16 protein-coding genes are annotated in these 18,758 nt (G+C 61.2%); 6 read left to right on the top strand and 10 right to left on the bottom strand.

The features are described 5' to 3' along the window. The first annotated feature begins 22 nt into the window (after window positions 1-22). A complete protein-coding gene (gene queG, locus K0P33_RS03765; RefSeq protein ID WP_094950976.1) occupies window positions 23-1,087 on the top strand; it encodes a tRNA epoxyqueuosine(34) reductase QueG in 1,065 nt (354 codons plus the stop codon). Here the strand turns inward: queG and K0P33_RS03760 are convergent. Next, window positions 1,084-1,701, bottom strand: coding sequence for a trimeric intracellular cation channel family protein (locus K0P33_RS03760; protein WP_169875734.1), 618 nt, complete (start codon window positions 1,699-1,701; stop codon window positions 1,084-1,086). The genes queG and K0P33_RS03760 overlap by 4 nt on opposite strands. A 191-nt stretch (window positions 1,702-1,892) precedes the next feature. Continuing rightward, window positions 1,893-2,435, bottom strand: coding sequence for an oligoribonuclease (orn, locus tag K0P33_RS03755; RefSeq protein ID WP_003188046.1), 543 nt, complete (start codon window positions 2,433-2,435; stop codon window positions 1,893-1,895). A 108-nt stretch (window positions 2,436-2,543) separates the two neighbouring features. On the opposite strand from orn, the gene rsgA reads away from it, so the two are divergent. Beyond that, window positions 2,544-3,575, top strand: coding sequence for a small ribosomal subunit biogenesis GTPase RsgA (gene rsgA, locus K0P33_RS03750; protein ID WP_003171340.1), 1,032 nt, complete (start codon window positions 2,544-2,546; stop codon window positions 3,573-3,575). Window positions 3,576-3,624: 49 nt separating this feature from the next. On the opposite strand, the gene motB is transcribed toward rsgA, so the two are convergent. Then, entirely contained in the window at window positions 3,625-4,653 is a 1,029-nt protein-coding gene (gene motB / locus K0P33_RS03745) for a flagellar motor protein MotB (RefSeq protein ID WP_242154093.1), read from the bottom strand. 3 nt (window positions 4,654-4,656) lie between these two features. Further along, window positions 4,657-5,508, bottom strand: a complete 852-nt coding sequence (motA, locus tag K0P33_RS03740; protein ID WP_053254041.1) for a flagellar motor stator protein MotA — start codon at window positions 5,506-5,508, stop codon at window positions 4,657-4,659. 166 nt (window positions 5,509-5,674) lie between these two features. Between motA and K0P33_RS03735 the strand changes: the two genes are divergently transcribed. The 3 genes from K0P33_RS03735 to asd are packed head-to-tail and all read left to right on the top strand — an operon-like array spanning window position 5,675 to window position 8,960. Then, complete coding sequence (locus K0P33_RS03735; protein ID WP_242154091.1) at window positions 5,675-7,210, top strand: HDOD domain-containing protein; 1,536 nt, start codon at window positions 5,675-5,677, stop codon at window positions 7,208-7,210. 57 nt (window positions 7,211-7,267) lie between these two features. Further along, window positions 7,268-8,083 carry a rhodanese-like domain-containing protein gene (locus tag K0P33_RS03730; RefSeq protein WP_094950980.1) on the top strand — a complete coding sequence of 272 codons (816 nt, stop codon included), beginning with the start codon at window positions 7,268-7,270 and terminating at the stop codon, window positions 8,081-8,083. Between the two features lie 16 nt (window positions 8,084-8,099). Further along, window positions 8,100-8,960: an archaetidylserine decarboxylase gene (gene asd / locus K0P33_RS03725; RefSeq protein WP_094950981.1), complete on the top strand. Its 861-nt coding sequence runs from the start codon at window positions 8,100-8,102 to the stop codon at window positions 8,958-8,960. Between the two features lie 144 nt (window positions 8,961-9,104). On the opposite strand, the gene serB is transcribed toward asd, so the two are convergent. Next, window positions 9,105-10,319: a phosphoserine phosphatase SerB gene (serB, locus tag K0P33_RS03720; protein ID WP_242154088.1), complete on the bottom strand. Its 1,215-nt coding sequence runs from the start codon at window positions 10,317-10,319 to the stop codon at window positions 9,105-9,107. Window positions 10,320-10,453: 134 nt separating this feature from the next. On the opposite strand from serB, the gene K0P33_RS03715 reads away from it, so the two are divergent. Beyond that, window positions 10,454-11,989: an AhpA/YtjB family protein gene (locus K0P33_RS03715; RefSeq protein WP_094950983.1), complete on the top strand. Its 1,536-nt coding sequence runs from the start codon at window positions 10,454-10,456 to the stop codon at window positions 11,987-11,989. A gap of 192 nt (window positions 11,990-12,181) precedes the next feature. Here K0P33_RS03715 and K0P33_RS03710 read toward each other — a convergent pair whose 3' ends face one another. From K0P33_RS03710 to parE, 5 genes are all read right to left on the bottom strand, one after another. Beyond that, window positions 12,182-12,892, bottom strand: coding sequence for an ABC-type transport auxiliary lipoprotein family protein (locus K0P33_RS03710; RefSeq protein WP_094950984.1), 711 nt, complete (start codon window positions 12,890-12,892; stop codon window positions 12,182-12,184). Window positions 12,893-13,065: 173 nt separating this feature from the next. Next, window positions 13,066-15,330 carry a DNA topoisomerase IV subunit A gene (gene parC, locus K0P33_RS03705; RefSeq protein WP_094950985.1) on the bottom strand — a complete coding sequence of 755 codons (2,265 nt, stop codon included), beginning with the start codon at window positions 15,328-15,330 and terminating at the stop codon, window positions 13,066-13,068. Window positions 15,331-15,343: 13 nt separating this feature from the next. Next, window positions 15,344-15,862: a TIGR02281 family clan AA aspartic protease gene (locus tag K0P33_RS03700; protein WP_094950986.1), complete on the bottom strand. Its 519-nt coding sequence runs from the start codon at window positions 15,860-15,862 to the stop codon at window positions 15,344-15,346. Beyond that, a complete protein-coding gene (locus K0P33_RS03695; RefSeq protein WP_094950987.1) occupies window positions 15,859-16,854 on the bottom strand; it encodes an esterase-like activity of phytase family protein in 996 nt (331 codons plus the stop codon). Before K0P33_RS03695 ends, K0P33_RS03700 begins: the two co-directional genes overlap by 4 nt. Next, on the bottom strand, window positions 16,854-18,758 hold the full coding sequence (gene parE, locus K0P33_RS03690) for a DNA topoisomerase IV subunit B (protein ID WP_094950988.1): 1,905 nt from the start codon (window positions 18,756-18,758) through the stop codon (window positions 16,854-16,856). The genes K0P33_RS03695 and parE overlap by 1 nt, the downstream gene beginning before the upstream one ends.

The raw sequence follows: 18,758 nt of genomic DNA, 5'->3' as shown, positions 1-18,758 counted from the left end.
AACCTGCGGTTTCCCTTGTCTCATGCCTGCCATCACCACCGATCTGCCCGCCCTCGCCCAATCGATCAAAGACTGGGGCCGTGAGCTGGGCTTTCAACAAGTCGGCATCAGCGGCCTGGACCTGGCCGAGCATGAACAGCACCTGCAACGCTGGCTCGACGCGGGCTACCACGGCGAGATGGACTACATGGCCGCCCATGGCAGCAAACGCTCGCACCCCGATGAGCTGGTGCCCGGCACTTTGCGCGTGGTGTCGCTGCGCATGGATTATCTGCCAGGCGACACCCAAATGGCGCAGCTGCTGGCCAAGCCAGAAAAAGCCTACATTTCCCGATACGCCCTAGGCCGCGATTACCACAAGCTGATCCGCAAACGCGTGCAGCAACTGGCTGACCGTATCCAGGCGCAAATCGGCCCGTTCGGCTTTCGCGCGTTTGTTGACAGCGCGCCGGTGCTCGAAAAAGCCATCGCCGAACAAGCGGGCCTCGGCTGGATCGGCAAAAACACCCTGGTGCTCAATCGCAAGGCCGGCAGCTATTTCTTCTTGAGCGAGCTGTTTGTCGATTTGCCGCTGCCGGTAGACCCACCCCACTCCACCGAACATTGCGGCCGCTGCACGGCGTGCCTGGACATCTGCCCTACCAATGCCTTCGTCGGCCCCTATGTACTGGACGCGCGACGCTGCATTTCCTACCTCACTATCGAACTCAAGAGCGCAATCCCGGAAGACTTGCGCCCACTGATCGGCAATCGCGTGTTCGGTTGCGATGACTGTCAGATCGTTTGCCCGTGGAATCGTTTCGCTCGCCCGACCGCCGAAAGCGATTTCAAGCCGCGGCACAATCTGGATAACGCCGAGCTGGCCGAACTGTTTATGTGGGACGAGGACAAATTCCTCAGCAGCACTGAAGGTTCGCCGCTACGCCGCGCCGGTTACGAGCGTTGGCTGCGCAACCTGGCCGTGGGCCTGGGCAATGCGCCCTCGAGCATTCCAGTACTGGAGGCCTTGAAGGCGCGCCGGGATTACCCCTCGGAGCTGGTGCGCGAACACGTGGAGTGGGCGCTCAACCAACACGCTACGCGCTAGTGCACGTCGTCGTTGTAGACGAACTTGGGCATTTCCCAGTGAAAACGAATCGCCAGCAGGCGCAATAGAAAGCCGCTGAACAGGGTCAGCAGAATCGCCTGCTCGCTGGGCAGTTCCAGATAAAGGCAGAGCATGTAGAACCAGGCGGCCAGGAACGACACGCTGGCGTACAGCTCCCGACGGAAGATCAGCGGAATGTCGTTACAGAAGATATCCCGCAGGATGCCGCCGAACACCCCGGTGATTACGCCGCTGACCGACGCCACCAACATACCGTGGCCCATTTCCAGGGCGGTCATGCAGCCGATCAGGGTGAACGCCACCAGCCCCACGGCATCCAGCGCCAGGAACAGCGAACGCAGGTGACGCATCAGCGGCGCGATAAAGATCGTCACCAAGGCAGCGATGGAAGTCAGCACCAGGTATTCCGGGTGTTTGACCCACGTCAGCGGGTAATGCCCCAACAGCACGTCGCGCACCGAGCCGCCGCCCAGGGCGGTGACGCAGGCGATCAGCACCACGCCAAACCAATCCATGCCGCGCCGCCCGGCAGACAGCGCGCCGGTCATCGCTTCGGCGGTGATGGCGATGAGGTAGAGCATCAACAGCATGATGGCGATCCTTGCAAAGAGGCGCGCAGTCTAATCATTTGGTGATGGCACCAAAAGGGGGCGCTTGGCGAAAGACCGAGGCGCGCCCTTCGCGAGCAAGCGCGCTCCCACATTTGACCGAGCTCCACCTTTGGAATGCAGTCGAATGTGGGAGCGGGCTTGCTCGCGAAGGCGCCAGGCCTGGCACTACATCTTCAAGCCTTGATGAAATGCTTACGGTAATGCTGCAGCTCAGCGATCGATTCGCGAATGTCATCCAACGCCAAATGCGTGCTGCCTTTATGGAAGCTATCTTTAACTTCCGGCGCCCAGCGCGCGGCCAGTTCTTTCAAGGTGGACACATCCAGGTTGCGATAATGGAAGTAGCTTTCCAGCCCTTTCATATGCGTATAAAGGAAGCGGCGGTCCTGGCAGATGCTGTTGCCACAGATCGGCGACTTGCCCTTGGGCACCCACTTCTCCAGGAAAGCGATGGTTTGAGCCTCAGCTTCAGCCATGCTGATACGGCTGTCACGCACGCGCTGTGTCAGCCCGGAGTTGCCGTGGGTGCGGGTGTTCCACTCGTCCATGGTGGCGAGCACGGCGTCGCTGTGGTGAATGGCGATCACCGGACCTTCGGCCAAGGTGTTGAGGTTGCTGTCGGTGACAATCGTCGCCATCTCGATGATGACGTCAGTGTCGGGGTTCAGACCGGTCATTTCCAGATCGATCCAAATCAGGTTCTGTGGGTTTTGCATGGCTTGATTCTCTTTGCACCTTGGCGTAGCTGCGCAGTTTAGCAGGCGGGGCCGTGCTAGACTCGCGACCGTTTTACCTAACCTTTGTATTATCGACACGGAACACCAATGGCCAAACGCCAGCTCAATCGTCGCCAAAACTGGCGCATCGAAAAGATTCAAGGTGAACGCGCCGCTCGCGCCGCCAAACGTGAATCCTCCGCCGTGGAAGCGCTCGAGGGCGGCGACCTAGGCCCTGAACAAACGGGCTTGGTGATCGCGCACTTTGGTGTGCAGGTCGAAGTCGAGGCGCTCGAAGGCGAACTCGCAGGCTCTGTTTCCCGTTGCCACTTGCGCGCCAACCTGCCTGCGCTGGTGACCGGCGACAAGGTTGTGTGGCGTGCCGGCAACCAGGGTATCGGCGTGATCGTCGCCCAGTTGCCACGCACCACCGAACTACGCCGCCCCGACAGCCGTGGCCAGCTCAAGCCGGTGGCCGCTAACGTCGACATGATCGTGATCGTGTTCGCGCCGCTGCCCGAGCCGCATGCCAACCTGATCGACCGCTATCTGGTCGCAGCCGAGCATGCCGGTATTCGCCCGCTGTTGCTGCTGAACAAATTCGACCTGATCGACGAGCAGAACGCCCCGGCGCTCAACGCGTTGCTGGCGGTCTACCGCACCCTGGGTTACCCGGTGCTGGAAGTCTCGGCGCATCACGGCAACGGCATGGAACAGCTGCAACAGCAGTTGGACGGGCGTATCAGCGTGTTCGTCGGCCAGTCGGGCGTGGGCAAGTCCTCGCTGGTCAACAGCCTGCTACCGGAAGTCGACACCCGCGTCGGCCCACTCTCAGAGCTGTCTGGCCAGGGCACTCACACCACCACCACCGCGCGGTTGTTCCACTTCCCCGGCGGCGGTGAGCTGATCGACTCCCCAGGCATCCGCGAATTCGGCCTCGGCCACGTCAGCCGCAGCGATGTGGAAGCGGGCTTCATCGAGTTCAACGACTTGATCGGTACCTGCCGCTTCCGCGACTGCAAACACGACCGCGAGCCGGGCTGTGCGTTGCTCAAGGCCTTGGAAGACGGCCGCGTGCAGCAGCAGCGGATGAACAGCTATCGGTCGATTATTGCGAGCTTGCCTGAGAGCAGTTACTAAACCGCACTGACAAAAAGGCCGCGATCATCGCGGCCTTTTTGCATGTGGATTACGACCCGGTCGCCGGCGCAGGCGCCGTCGGGTCTTTCACCCCGCCATCATCAAACAGGTTCAGCTTCTGGCGCAGCTCATGCGCCGGCAACGGCTCCTGCCCCGGCGGAATGGCGTTCGGGTCGGCCGGCACTTCGCCTGGCGCACCTTCGCCTTGGGTCGGTACCGGCGGCGCTGCGCCTTGATCGCCTTCAATCGCGCGCTGGGCCTTTTTGGTCAGCACGACGATATCAATCCGACGGTTGATCGGGTTGAACGGGTCTTTAGGATCAAACAGCTGCGAGGAAGCAAAACCCACCACGCGCGCCACTTGCGGGTCGGGATAGCTGCCTGCCACCAGCGCACGGCGCGCGGCGTTCGCGCGGTTGGCCGAGAGTTCCCAGTTGCCGAAGTCGCCCTGGCCCGAATACGGCTTGGCGTCGGTGTGACCGCTGATGCTGATCTTGTTCGGCACCGCCTTGATGGTGTCGGCCATGGCCAGCAAGATGTCTTCAAAGTAGGGCTTCAGGCGCGCGCTGCCGGAGTCGAACATCGGCCGGTTGGCAGCGTCGGTGATCTGGATGCGCAGACCTTCAGGCGTGATTTCGAAGGAAATCTGGTCCTTGAATTTCAGTAGCTGCGGGTTCTCTTCAACCTTGGTCTGCAGTTCCTGCAGCAACAACTCGAGGCGCTCTTTCTCGACCTGATCGGCCATGCTCTCGACAGTTTCGCGCTCAATCGGGATGTTTTCCTGCGGCGATTCGGTCTTGACCTCGGGGTTGATGGTGCGCTCAGGCGCCAACTGCGGCGAGCCGCCCAGGTCGATCACAAACGGCGTACCGCTTTCCGAGAAGCCAATCGGGTCTTTGAAATAACCGGCGATGGCGATTTTCTGTTCGGGCGTGGCGGTCGACATCAGCCACAGCACCAGGAAGAACGCCATCATCGCCGTCGCAAAGTCGGCGAAGGCGATTTTCCAGGCACCACCATGGTGCCCCGCAGCGAAGCGCTTGACGCGCTTGATGATTATCGGCTGGTTGTTTTCCATGGTTTAGCGACCGCGAACCGCTTGTTCCAGCTCGGAAAAACTTGGGCGATGTTTCGGGTACAGCACCTTGCGCCCGAACTCCACCGCCAGCGATGGCGGCATACCGGACGCCGAAGCCACCAGGCACGCCTTAATCGCTTCGTAGAGGTTGACCTCTTCCTTGGCATCGTGGGCCAGGCAGGTAGCGAGTGGGCCGAAGAAGCCATAGGCCGCAAGAATACCGAAGAAGGTACCCACGAGGGCCGCACCCACGTGCATACCAATGGCCTTCTGGTCGCCTTCGCCCAGGGACGCCATGGTCACCACAATACCGAGTACCGCCGCGACGATACCAAAGCCGGGCATGGCGTCGGCAACGCCGGTCACGGCATGCGAAGGGTGCTCCAACTCTTCTTTAAGGCTGAACAGCTCCATGTCGAACAAGCCTTCGAGCTCGTGCGGCGCCATGTTGCCGGAGGACATGATGCGCAGGTAATCACAAATGTAGGCGGTCATGCGCTCATCTTTGAGCACGGCCGGGTACTTGGCGAAAATCGGGCTAGCCGCGGCGTCTTCGATGTCGCCTTCGATGGCCATCATGCCTTCACGGCGGCTCTTGTTGAGGATCTCGTAGACCAGGCCCAGAACCTCCAAGTAGAAGGTGTGGGAGAAGCGCGAACTGAACATCCCCAGCGACTTTTTGATCACATGCATGGTCATGTAACCCGGGTTGGCCTGCAAGAATGCACCTAAGGCCGCACCGCCGATAATCATCACTTCGAAGGGCTGGATCAACGCAGCGATTTTACCGTGGGAAAGGACGTACCCACCGAGCACGCTTGCGAAGACGACGATGATGCCGATAATTTTAGCCATAGGGGATTGGTACTTGCGCCGTCGGGTTCATGGACATATTGGGTGCAGCCGAAAACTCTTGTTCTACTTATCGGCAAAACTGCGCCAGACTATAGCCCGTTAAGGCGAAAAGCCAATTCGGCCCGTTCCGGGCATGTAGAACGCAAGTGATGATCGCGCCCCACTCATGGCTAATGAAACGACAGTACCCACTGCAAAACCCACCACACTCGCCGCTTGGATCAAGCGCCTGGACGACGTGCTGCTGCCTGTTCCCCAAGCCAGTCACGAGCGTGTGTGCAAAGCCATTCGCGATAGCCGCAGCTCATTGCGAGATATTGCCGAGCTGATGCAACACAGCCCCGCGCTCGTGCTCAGCGTGATACGCGAGGCCAATAGCCAGGCCCACGGCAGCCTGTCGGGGCCGGCGGAAAACCTCGAAGTGGCACTCAACCGCCTGGGCCTTAAACGCGCCGAGGAATTGTTGGCGCGCCTGCCTTCGGTGCCGGAAAAAGACATCCCCGTGGCCCTTCGCCAACTGCTGCTGGTGAGCCAACACGCGTCCCAGCAGGCCAACGGTTTGTTCGCCAGCCGCCTGGCGCGGCTATGGCAAGACATTCATTGGGGCAGCCTGCTGTTTCTGTCGCCGCTGTGGCCGATGGCCGTCGCCTACCCCAAGCTCCTGGAAGAATGGGAACTGCGCGTTATCCACAAAGGCCAGTCGGCGCGCAAAGTCGAGCAGGAATTGTTTGGCGTGCTCCTGCTGGACGTGTGCCTCGGCTTGACCGAGGCCTGGCACCTGCCGATCTGGGTCTCCCAAGGCTACAACTTGCTGCTCACCGAGCAACGCTTGCTGGTCAAGACGCTGCACATCGCCCGCGAAGACGACGCCCTGCGCCACCAGCAATTGCTCGATGCCGCCCCCAACCTGCGCCGCTGGCTGAACCAGCCGGCCAACACCGTGCTACTGGCCAACGGCCTGGCGATGTCGGCACAGGAATCCTGGACCTGCCCGCACACCGAGCGCTGGCAATACCTCACCGCGCTGTACCTGCAAGAACCGTTGAGCGACGTGCAGCAACAGGTTCACCAGCAAGCGGTGACCAGCGCACGCACCACCTTGATGCCGGACCTCTGGCACCCGGCGTTATCGCTGATCTGGCCGTGGCATGTGCAGAAAGTCCATCGCGGCCTGTTGCCGGCGCCGCCGCCCACTGCCGAATCATTGGCCGTGTGGCGCAATCGCTGCACTGAGCTACTGGTAGAACCGAGCCGTTTTGCCAATGCCATGCACCTGACCACCTGCGCCAAGGAAGCCTTGGTCGCCAGTGGCATGCAGCGAGTGTTGCTGTTTATGGCCGACCGCACCCTGAGCACCTTGCGTGCGCATCAAGCAGACGGTTTGCCTAAGGACGCCGCCAACCTGAGCCTGGACGTGGTCAACAGCACGCTGCTGCAGCGCCTGCTGGAAAAGTCCGCCCAGGTGCGCCTCACGCCAGACAATCACGCGCAGTTCTCGGCACTGCTGCCGCCGACCCTGCGCCGCCTGTTCACCGGCGAACACCTGTTGCTACGCTCCTTGAGTTGCAACGGCAAGGTGGTGATGCTGATGGTCGCCGACCAGGGCGGCGGGCCGTTCTCGGAAACCACCGTGCAAGCCTTCGGCAAAACCGCTCAATGCATCGAGAAAGCCCTGCACTGCTTTACCAACCGCAGCGCTTGATGCTTGCGCTACAATCGCCCTCTTTTATCGCCAACATTTGTGCCCAGGAGACCTCACATGCCTGACTTCTCTGGCTTGCCGCTGGTGATCGAGTCCAGCGACCTGCTCGGTCAACTGGATGCCGAACACCTGATTCTGGTGGACCTCACCAGTGCCGCCCGCTACGCCGAAGGGCATATCCCCGGCGCGCATTTCGTTGACCCCAAGCGCACCCAACTCGGCCAGGCGCCCGCGCCCGGCCTGCTGCCGCACAAGGCCGAGCTGGAAAAACTCTTCGGCGAACTGGGCCACACCCCAGATGCCACCTACGTGGTCTACGACGACGAGGGCGGCGGCTGGGCCGGGCGCTTCATCTGGATGCTCGACGTGATCGGCCACCAGAAATACCACTACCTGGACGGCGGCCTGCTGGCCTGGCTGGACGGTAAACACCCCGTGTCCACCGAGGTGCCCGCCCCGGTCGGCGGCCCAGTCAGCCTGACCTTGCACGATGGCCCCACCGCCACGCGCGAGTACTTGCAAAGTCGACTCGGCGAGGCCGACCTGGGCATCTGGGATGCACGCGGCCCGTTGGAATATTCCGGCGAGAAGGTCCTCGCGGCCAAGGGTGGTCACATCCCTGGCGCTGTGAACTTCGAATGGACCGCCGGCATGGACAAGGCACGCAACCTGCGTATCCGCCGCGACATGCCACAGATCCTCGAAGACCTCGGCCTGACCAAAGATAAAGAAATCATCACCCACTGCCAGACCCACCACCGCTCTGGCTTCACCTACCTGGTGGCCAAGGCGCTCGGTTATCCGCGAGTCAAAGGTTATGCCGGTTCCTGGGGCGAATGGGGCAACCACCCCGACACCCCCGTTGAGATTTAAGGTTTAAGGACAGTTAATGAAAAAGCAGTTGTTTATCCTCAGCCAGTACTTGCTGCCGCACCACTTGCTCTCGCGTCTGGCCGGCTGCATTGCCGAGTGCCGCGTACGCTGGTTCAAGAATGCCTTCACCGCCTGGTTCGCCAAGCGCTACCAAGTGGACATGTCCCAAGCCCTGGTTGAAGACCTGACCGCCTACGAGCACTTCAACGCCTTCTTCACCCGCGCCTTGAAAGACGGTGCGCGCCCGCTGGATCAGACCCCAGGCGCGGTCTTGAGCCCGGCCGACGGTGCTGTCAGCCAGCTCGGCCCGATTGAACACGGCCGGGTGTTCCAGGCCAAGGGCCACAGCTTCAGCGTGCTGGAACTGCTGGGCGGCGATGCAGCGTTGGCGGCCCCCTTCATGGGCGGTGATTTCGCCACCGTCTACCTGTCGCCGAAGGACTACCACCGCGTGCACATGCCATTGGCCGGTACGCTGCGTGAAATGGTCTACGTGCCGGGTCGGATTTTCTCGGTAAACCAGACCACCGCTGAAAACGTGCCTGAGCTGTTTGCACGTAACGAGCGTGTTGTCTGCCTGTTCGACACCGAACGCGGCCCGATGGCGGTGGTGTTGGTGGGTGCGATGATCGTCGCGTCGATTGAAACCGTGTGGGCCGGGCTGGTCACTCCGCCCAAGCGCGAGCTGAAAACCTTCCGCTACGACGAAGCCGCGCGCGCGCCGATTCACTTGGAGAAGGGTGCTGAACTGGGCCGCTTCAAGCTGGGTTCGACGGCAATTGTGCTGTTTGGGCCGGATCAGGTTAAGTGGGCTGAAGAACTGGTGGCGGGTACGCCAGTGCAGATGGGCCAAGGCATCGCATCGCCTAAAGCCTGATTCGAAGCCGATACTGATCATTCCCACGCTCTGCGTGGGAATGCATCCTGTGACGCTCCGCGTCGCGACCTTAAGGCTGACGCAGAGCGTCAAGGCCAGCATTCCCACGCAGAGCGTGGGAACGATCGGTCCGTGTATCTACAGTTACAGCTGACCGTCGCGGTCGCGAAAGCCCAGCAGATACAACACACCATCCAACCCCAACGTCGAAATCGCCTGCTTGGCTGACTGCTTGACCAGTGGCTTGGCGCGGAACGCCACACCCAGCCCGGCAATCGCCAGCATCGGCAAATCATTCGCGCCGTCGCCGACCGCGATGGTCTGCTCCAGACGCAAACCTTCCTTGTGGGCCAACTCCTTCAGCAAGTCCGCCTTGCGCTGCGCGTCGACAATCGGCTCCACCGCCACGCCGGTCACCTTGCCATCCACCACTTCCAGCTCGTTGGCGAACACGTAGTCGATGCCCAGCTTGGCCTGCAACTGCTTGGCGAAGTAGGTGAAGCCACCCGACAGGATTGCGGTTTTGTAGCCCAGGCGCTTGAGTTCGGCGAACAGGGTTTCAGCGCCTTCGGTCAGGCGCAGCGAGGCACCGATCGAGTCCAGCACACTCACATCCAGGCCTTTGAGCAAGGCCAGGCGCTCCTTGAAGCTGGCACGAAAATCCAGCTCACCGGCCATGGCGCGCTCAGTGATTTCGGACACCTGCTCGCCCACACCGGCGGCCTTGGCCAATTCGTCGATGACTTCGGCTTCGATCAGCGTGGAGTCCATGTCGAACACCGCCAGGCGGCGGTTACGGCGGAACAGCGAATCTTCCTGGAAGGCGATATCGACATTCAGCTCTTGGGCCACGCTCAAGAACTCGGCGCGCAGGGCTTGTGGGTCCCCCGGCTCGCCGCGCACGGAGAACTCGATGCAGCCCTTGCCCTTGTCGGCTGGCGTGTCCAACGGCATGCGTCCCGACAGACGGTCAATATGATCGATATTCAAACCGTACTGGGCCGTGATCGAGCTGACGCGCTGCAATTGTTCGGCGGTTACCTTGCGGGTCAGCAAAGTGACGATGTGGCGTTTTTTGCCCTGGCCTTCCACCCAATGCTGATAATCGGCTTCGGAGACCGGGGTGAAACGCACCTGTTGATCCAGCTTATACGCCGTAAACAGGATGTCCTTTAGCACCGACGAGGCCTGTTCGGTGCTCGGGATTTCCACGAGGATGCCGAACGACAGGGTGTCGTGGATCACTGCCTGGCCGATATCGAGAATGTTCACACCACCCTGGGCCAGAACACCGGTAATGGCTGCCGTAAGACCCGGGCGGTCTTCGCCAGTGATGTTTATCAGGACAATTTCGCGCAAAGCGCACCCCCAGGCTGGAAAAAAACCGCATTCTACCCACTTTCAGTGACCATCGGGCACAGCCAGCGCTTTGCCGGTCCTAGGCCTGTCGCTATACTGCGCGTCAACTTCACGGACTAAAGAGCCGAGCTCAAGTGAACCGGCCTACGCCAATAAAAACCGACAACTTCTTCCTGCTGATCTTCCGGGCACTGCGCCACCGCCGTGTACCGATCGCATTACGCATCGCCAGCCATAACGTGATCCTGGTCGCTCTGGCCCTGGTGATCTACGCCTGCGTGATGGGTTTGCAATTCAAGCAGGCCATGCACGAGCAAGCCGACGCCCTGGGCGAGAGCTTGACCACTCAGACCGCCACCTCGGCGACTGAGCTGCTGGTGTCCAATGACATCCTCAGCCTCAACGTGCTGCTCAACAACCTGACCAAGAACCCGCTGGTGGCCCACGCGGCTATCTATAGCGTGGACAACCGGATCATGGCCGAAGCCGGGCAGCGCCCGAAAAACGGCCTGCTGGGTGAAGCCGAAGGCCTGTATCAGAGCAATATCACGTTTCAGGATGTGAAAGCCGGCCAACTGCGCATCAGCCTCGACATGCAGCAGTTCCAGCAGCCGATGACCATCAGCCTGCAGAGCATGGGCATCCTCAGCGCCATTTTGCTGGCATTGGCCCTGGCCTTGAGCTTGCGCCTGGGTCGGCATATCTCCACGCCGCTGATGCAACTGCGCATCTGGCTGCGCGATATCGACGAACACACCCCGGCCACTGATCGTCAGGATGAAATCGGCGACCTCGCCCGCCAACTCCACGCCAGCTTCGCCCCGGAACCGGTGGTGCCCGAGGTTGAACCCGAGCCTGAGTACGACGACACCGATTACGACGACGAACCCGAGTTTGAAGTGCGCGACCTGCGCGACCCGGGCTTTGACGAAAGCGCGCCGGTGGCCGGCCTCAAGCCCGCGACACGCCAGGCGATCAGGGCCGAAGAAGATGAACTGGACGATGAAGACCCGTTCTCCGATTTGCGCGACACGTCGGCCGCCGCCCCTGCCGTCGCTCCCAAGCCTGCGCCAGTGAAGAGCAGCGAACCCCAGCACAGCGCCGTCTTGGCCGTGCAACTGGGTGCCCAGGACCAACTGCGTCGCCTGCCCCGCGCCCGCCTGACGGAGTTGCTAGAACGCTACCGCGACTGCCTGGACCAGGCTGCTTCGCTGTATCAGAGCGAGCTGCACACCCTGAACGATGGCAGCACGTTGATGCTGTTCCACAGCGAAGACAGCGGCGAAGATTATCTGACTAATGCAATCTGCTGCGGCGAGTTGTTGCGCGCCTTGGGCCACGCCCTGCAGATTGAAGTGGCCGACAGCGGCATCACCTTGCAACTGCAGCTCGGCCTGACGGTGGGCGATGATCTGTTCGGCATGAGCCAGATCGACCTACTGCTCACCGAAATCGCCCAGGACGCGCTGGCCTTGTCGCAACACAGTCGCAACCTGCTGCTGGTGGAGCGCAAGATCAGCGAAGACACGTTGATCCGTCAACGCGCGCGTATCCGCCCGATTGCCAGCCCTGAAGGCGCGAGCTGCGTGGAGCGGCTGATGGAGCCGTATCCGTCGATGCTGGAGCGGCAGTTGGCACGCATGCATGAGACCCGCAACAAGCCTGAATAACACTGCTAGACCAATGATCGCTCCCACGCTCTGCGTGGGACGCCTCTTGGGACGCTCCGCGTCCTGCCAGGCCCAAGCCATGTACAAGGGTGACGCAGAGCGCCACAGGCTGCATTCCCACGCAGAGCGTGGGAACGATCAAACAAAAAGGCCCGCTGAGTAAGCGGGCCTTTTTTGTGAGTCGGTTTCAGATCAAAACCTGAACACTTCCATATCCGTACGAATCGGCGTAGCCATCGGCATCTTCGGCTTTTCCGGCGCTGCCGGTTTGGACTGTGCTGGAGCCTGTTTGCGCGGCGCCTCGGCGACCGAAGGCTGGTTGGCCAACGGTTTGAGCGCCACCGACAACTGCTGAGCCAGATGCTGCAACAACACGCCCTGGGCCTGGACCTGAGACGCGGTGGTGCCAGCGTGCTCTTCCTGCAGGTGCACAATGCGGTTATCGCGCACTTGGCCACGGCGGTCGATCAAGCGCCACTGTGCATCCAGGATCGCCGGCTGCGAAGTACCCGAGTCGAGTCGGGTAATCGTCAGCAATACCTGCACATCCGGCGTGAAGCCGGTCGGCGCAGGCGCGAGCACCACACGCTGGCTGTCCAACTGGCCCGCCACCTGGCGCAACATCAGTTGGTTGATATCGGACGACAAGCTGCCCGCCCAACGACCATCGGTGGAACCTTGCAGGCTGCCGTCGTTCTGACGTTGCAGCAGGGTTTCGCGTTGCAGGTAGTCAGCAACGACTACCGGGCCCAACAATACGGCCATGCCAGCGGTTTGTGCTGGCTGAGCCGGACTTCCGCTGTCCAGCTGGTACAGCGACACCGGTTGGTGCGTGCTGCAACCCGCCAGCCCCAAAAGGCCAGCGAGCATCAAAAATAGAGGAAGGCGTGGAGCAGTCATCATCCCATCCAGGTGGCTGCCACAAGGCGAACCACAATGTAATACTAAAAATAACCTAAACACGCTCGGCCACGCCGGCGCTGGAAAGGGCATATCATCCGTGAATATTCGCCATGACTCCAGCGCGAAAGCGTCGATCTACGCGTTAAATCGTAGATCGAGGGCTCTAATTCGCTTCAAACGGGTGTTTCCACCAGTAACGCATCCACTCGCTGGAAGCCACGCGGTAATTTGTTACCGCGACGGCCACGTTCACCCTTGTAATGTTCCAGGTCGTCGGGGCGCAGCGACAGTGTGCGTTTACCGGCCTGGAGCACCAAGGTTGAGCCTTCCGGGATCACGGCGATGTCGGTCACGTACTCTTCGCGACTGGCAACTCGATCCCCAGCAATCCCAATAATCTTGTTGCCCTTGCCTTTGCCCAACTGCGGCAGGTCACTGATCTTGAACACCAGCAAACGCCCTTCGGTGGTCACCGACGCCAGCCAGTTGCTCTCACGGTCTTCCACCGTACGCGGCAGGATCACCTTGGCGTTGTTCGGCAGGCTCAACAACGCCTTGCCCGCCTTGTTCTTGGCCTGCAGGTCTTCACCCTTGACCACAAACCCGTAACCCGCGTCGGAGGCGATCACATACAGCGAATCGTCGTCCGGCAGCAGCACGCACTCGAAACTCGCCCCCGGTGGCGGTGTGAGCCGCCCGGTCAGCGGCTCGCCCTGGCCACGGGCCGACGGCAAGGTATGCGCCGGCACCGAATAGCTCCGCCCGGTGGAGTCGATAAACACCGCAAACTGGTTGGAACGCCCGGCGGCAGCGGTCTTGAAGCCATCACCGGCCTTGTACGAGAGGCCAGTGGCGTCAATATCATGCCCTTTGGCGGAACGAACCCAACCCTTTTCCGACAGAACGACGGTAATTTTTTCGTTAGGCAACAGTTCGGTTTCTGTCAGAGCTTTCGCTTCAGCGCGCTGAACGATTGGCGACCGACGGTCATCACCATAGGTCTCTGCGTCTTTGATCAGCTCGGTGCGCACCAGCTTCTTGAGCTTGGCTTCGCTGCCCAGCAGGGCTTGCAGCTTGGCTTGTTCCTTGAGCAGTGCATCCTGCTCGTCACGCAACTTCATCTCTTCCAGTCGCGCCAACTGACGCAAGCGGGTATCGAGGATGTAGTCGGCCTGGATCTCGCTCAGCTCGAAACGCGCGATCAGCTCGGCTTTCGGGTGCTCGGCGGTACGAATGATATGGATCACTTCGTCCAGGTTGAGGTAAGCAATCAGCAAACCGTCCAACAGGTGCAGGCGACGCTCGACCTTGTCGAGGCGGAATTGCAGGCGGCGGCGCACGGTCTGTACGCGAAATTCCAGCCACTCCACCAGCAAGTTGCGCAGGTTTTTCAGCTGCGGCTTGCCGTCCAGGCCGATGATATTGACGTTGACCCGGTAGCTGGACTCCAGGTCGGTGCTGGCAAACAGGTGCTGCATCAGTACTTCGTGGTCGACCCGGCTGTTGGTCGGGATGATCACGATACGGCATGGGTTTTCGTGGTCGGACTCGTCACGCAGGTCGGCAACTTGCGGCAGTTTCGACGGTTTGGCCTGCATCAGCGCGGCGATTTGCTCCAACACCTTGGCGCCAGACACCTGGTGCGGCAGCGCGGTGACGATAATGTCGCCGTCTTCGATGTGGTACACGGCGCGCATACGCACCGAGCCCTTGCCGGTTTCGTACATCTTCAGCAGGTCGGCGCGCGGCGTGATGATTTCCGCTTCGGTCGGGTAGTCCGGGCCCTGGATATGCTCGCAGAGCTGCTCGACCGTGGCCTTGGGCTCATCCAGCAAGCGCACGCAGGCGGCGGCGACTTCGCGCAGGTTATGCGGCGGCACGTCGGTGGCCATGCCGACCGCAATGCCGGTGGTGCCATTGAGCAGGATATTCGGCAAACGTGCCGGCAACACCAAAGGCTCCTCCAACGTGCCGTCGAAGTTCGGGCCCCAGTTCGCGGTGCCCTGGCCCAATTCGCTGAGCAGCACTTCCGAATACCGCGACAAGCGCGCTTCGGTGTAACGCATGGCGGCGAAAGACTTGGGATCATCCGGCGCACCCCAGTTACCCTGGCCGTCTACCAGCGTGTAGCGGTAGCTGAACGGCTGGGCCATCAGCACCATGGCTTCGTAGCACGCCGAGTCGCCGTGCGGGTGGAACTTACCGAGCACGTCACCGACGGTACGCGCCGACTTCTTGTGCTTGGAATCAGCGTCCAGGCCCAACTCACTCATGGCGTAGATAATGCGCCGTTGTACGGGCTTCAGGCCGTCGCCGATATGCGGCAAGGCACGGTCCATGATCACGTACATGGAGTAGTTGAGGTAGGCACTTTCGGTGAAGTCAGCCAGCGACCGGCGTTCTACGCCATCTAAGCTGTCTGCGAGGATGTCACTCATGCGGGCCTCATCATTATTTGGTCTGGCGCAGCAGCAATGTGCCGCTGCGCTGGGTAAATTCAAGTTGTTTCAATGCACTCATGCCCAGCAACACCTGTTCCCCGTCCAAGCCCGGCGCCACCAGTGCGCGGACGTCCTGCAGGACGATATCGCCCAGTTTCAGGCGATCGAGGTGGGTACGGTAGCCCTGGCTACGCCCGTTGGCGGTGCTCAAGGTCACCGGCAAGCCACGTTTAAGTCCGAGGCGGTCAGCCAATTCGGCCGGAACCGCCACATCGGTCGCGCCGGTGTCGAGCATAAACTCCACCGGCTGCCCGTTGATCTGGCCGCTGGCAACAAAATGCCCTTGGCCGTTGCCCAGCAATTTCACTTCGATGTAACCCTCGTGTTGCTCCGAGGTCACAACAGCATTGGGGTTTTCCTGACGCGCTTCCCATTGCCCAAAAAAACGTGTGGCCAAAAACAGTCCGGCCCCCCATGCCAAAAACATCAATACACGTCCGGCACGCTTGCCGGGCGGTTGTGCACTCATGGCTGGGCGCTCCAGCCACCGGCAGGGGCGGCGAAACGATAGACCACAGGGCGTTTTTCACCATCGGCACGTGGGCCAAAATTATTGTCGATGCCCAACCACGCACCGTCAGCATCCACCACCAGGGCTTCGGCCAGGCCGTAGGGCTGGGGATAGCGCCGGTTCGGCGTCAGGGTTTCGTCGGCAAACGACCAGCACAGCTCGACTTTGGCTGTGACCGCATCGCGCCGGCAAATCTGGAACGCATTGCGCTCCAGGGTAAACAGCTTGCCGTTGAACAGCGCCAGGTCAGCAAAGTCCTTGGACACTGCCTTGGCGTTGGTGAACTGCGCCGGCTGCACTTCCTGGCCGGCCTCGCTCAACAACACACAGGGGCCCTCACAATCCCAGACGCTCTGCCCGCGCTTGATCGAGATCAAGCCACGCCGCTCACGCTCTGCCGCCAACCAAATCTGAGTGCCTTGCGGGTTCACCGTCAGGCCTTCAAACAACGCATTAAAATGCAGCAACATGCCGCTGGCACGGGCTTCACGCACCATGCCAGGGGCGATTTTCAACCACTCAGGCGCACCACTCACCGGCACCTGCAGCACGGCCGCGTGGGCTTCGCTGACGATGTAACGGTTGCCGACGGCATCACAGGTGATGCCTTCAAAATCCAGGTCGCCACCGCGAATAAACGAAGCGGCCTTGGTGCGTGAACGCAAACCCCAGGGCAAGCCAGACTCGGGCACCGGCGGCACGTCGATCTTCACCGTTTCGGCTTGCCAGGTCGGCGCGCTGATATCAAGGCGGTAGATCTGGTCGTCATCGCGGTCGGAAACCGTCCACAGGTCCTTGCCACACAAGGCCAGGCCCGAGAGGTTACCGCCGCGCATGCCGTCCACCGGGTGCTCGGACACGAGTTTGAGTTCTGCCACGGGCGCGGCAACCACCTCGGTGGCCGCCAACCCGCTCAACATCAGGATCGCCAGGGCGAAACCTGTGCGCATCAGCCTAGAACCTCGGCCAGGTTGCCTTTAGATTCCAGCCAGGCTTTGCGATCCGGTGCACGCTTCTTCGCCAGCAACATGTCCATCATTTCCGAGGTGCCGGCGAAGTCTTCCAGGGTCAACTGCACCAGGCGCCGCGTGTTAGGGTCCATGGTGGTTTCGCGCAGCTGCGGCGGGTTCATCTCACCCAGGCCTTTAAATCGCGTGACCTGTGGCTTGCCGCGTTTTTTTTCGGCGACCAGGCGGTCGAGGATGCCATCGCGCTCGGCTTCGTCCAGGGCGTAGAAAATCTCTTTGCCCAGGTCGATACGGTACAGCGGCGGCATGGCGACGTAGACATGACCGGCATCCACCAATGGGCGGAAGTGCTGGACGAACAGCGCACATAGCAAGGTGGCAATGTGCAAACCGTCGGAGTCGGCGTCGGCGAGGATGCAGATTTTGCCGTAGCGCAGTTGGGCAATATCAGCCGAGCCTGGATCGACACCGATGGCCACCGCGATATTGTGCACTTCCTGGCTGGCCAGGACTTCGCTGCCATCGACTTCCCAAGTGTTGAGGATCTTGCCGCGCAACGGCAGGATCGCCTGGAATTCCTTGTCCCGCGCTTGCTTGGCGGAACCACCGGCGGAGTCACCTTCCACCAAGAACAGCTCGGAACGCATCGGGTCTTGGCCGGCGCAATCGGCCAGTTTGCCCGGCAGTGCCGGGCCAGCCGTAATGCGCTTGCGCTCGACCTTTTTGCTGGCTTTGAGGCGACGGCCGGCGTTGTTGATCGCCAGTTCCGCCAGGGCCAGGCCCAGTTCCGGGTGCTCGTTGAGCCACAGGCTGAACGCATCCTTGACCACACCGGAGACAAACGCTGCGGCCTCGCGGGACGACAGGCGTTCTTTGGTCTGGCCGGAGAATTGCGGCTCCTGCATTTTCATCGACAGCACGAACGCGATGCGCTCCCACACGTCTTCCGGCGCCAGCTTCACGCCGCGTGGCAACAGGCTGCGGTATTCGCAAAATTCGCGCATGGCATCCAGCAAGCCTTGGCGCAAACCGTTGACGTGGGTGCCGCCCTGGGCGGTGGGGATCAAGTTGACGTAGCTTTCCTGCACGCTGTCGCCACCTTCGGGCAACCACAGCAGCGCCCAGTCGACGGCTTCTTTATTGCCGGCCAGGCTGCCGCAGAACGGCTCGTTGGGCAGGCGCTCGAAGTCGCTGACGGAGTCTTCTAGGTAGGAGCGCAGGCCGTCTTCGTAATGCCACTCGACCTTCTCGCCGGTGCCTTTGTCTTCAAAGCTGACCAGCAAGCCCGGGCACAACACAGCCTTGGCCTTGAGCACGTGCTTGAGGCGGCTGATGGAGAATTTGGGGGAATCGAAGTATTTCGGGTCCGGCGCGAAGTACACGCTGGTGCCGGTGTTGCGCTTGCCAACGGTGCCGATCACTTCCAGGTCGGTGGCTTTGTAGCCATCGGCGAAGGTCATCTGGTACTCGTTGCCGTCGCGCTTGACCTTGACCCGCACATGGTTCGACAGGGCGTTGACCACAGAAATACCCACACCGTGCAAGCCACCGGAGAACTGGTAGTTCTTGTTGGAGAACTTGCCGCCGGCGTGCAGCTTGGTGAGGATCAGCTCGACGCCCGACACACCCTCTTCGGGGTGGATGTCCACCGGCATGCCGCGACCATCGTCGGACACTTCCAGGGAATGGTCGGCGTGCAGGATGACTTGTACCGACTTGGCGTGCCCGGCCAAGGCTTCGTCGACGCTGTTGTCGATGACTTCCTGGGCAAGGTGGTTCGGCCGGCTGGTGTCGGTGTACATGCCTGGGCGTTTACGCACCGGGTCGAGGCCCGAGAGGACTTCGATGGCGTCGGCGTTATAAGAGCTAGCGCTGGGAGTGGCCAT

Source organism: Pseudomonas sp. ArH3a (genome assembly GCF_022648765.1).
In the GTDB taxonomy this organism is placed as follows: Bacteria; Pseudomonadota; Gammaproteobacteria; order Pseudomonadales; family Pseudomonadaceae; genus Aquipseudomonas.
The sequence above is the reverse complement of the archived record's forward strand: the minus strand, read 5'-3'. Positions and strand labels throughout refer to the sequence as shown.